General features: G+C 45.9%; 1 rRNA gene. It reads left to right on the top strand.

Annotation, left to right across the window (positions count from 1 at the left end):
- A 16S ribosomal RNA gene (locus tag IEY73_RS34815) occupies positions 1–410 on the top strand; the annotation flags it as partial.
- Positions 411–555 lie beyond the last annotated feature (145 nt).

Raw genomic sequence — 555 nt, 5'->3', positions numbered from 1 at the left:
GCTAACAGGTTATGCTGAGAACTCTAAGGATACTGCCTCCGTAAGGAGGAGGAAGGTGGGGACGACGTCAAGTCATCATGGCCCTTACGCCTAGGGCTACACACGTGCTACAATGGGGTGCACAAAGAGAAGCAATACTGCGAAGTGGAGCTAATCTTCAAAACACCTCTCAGTTCGGATTGTAGGCTGCAACTCGCCTGCATGAAGCTGGAATCGCTAGTAATCGCAAATCAGCAACGCTGCGGTGAATACGTTCCCGGGCCTTGTACACACCGCCCGTCACACCATGGGAGTTGTGTTTGCCTTAAGTCAGGATGCTAAATTGGCTACTGCCCACGGCACACACAGCGACTGGGGTGAAGTCGTAACAAGGTAACCGTAGGTGAACCTGCGGTTGGATCACCTCCTTTCTAGAGAAAAGCTTTTAATATTCGCTTATTGAAAGCCAAGAGTATTACCTGACAAAAGAACTTCTTGTTGTTTAGTTTTGAAAGATTGGGCTTAATCTTTCTTTTTGTTTTTACTTCTTGATTTTGCTTAATTTTTGATTTTTTC

Source organism: Mangrovihabitans endophyticus, assembly GCF_014646155.1.
Taxonomy (GTDB): domain Bacteria; phylum Actinomycetota; class Actinomycetes; order Mycobacteriales; family Micromonosporaceae; genus Actinoplanes; species Actinoplanes endophyticus.
Note: the sequence above shows the minus strand (reverse complement) of the source record. Positions and strands in the feature narration are given on the sequence as shown.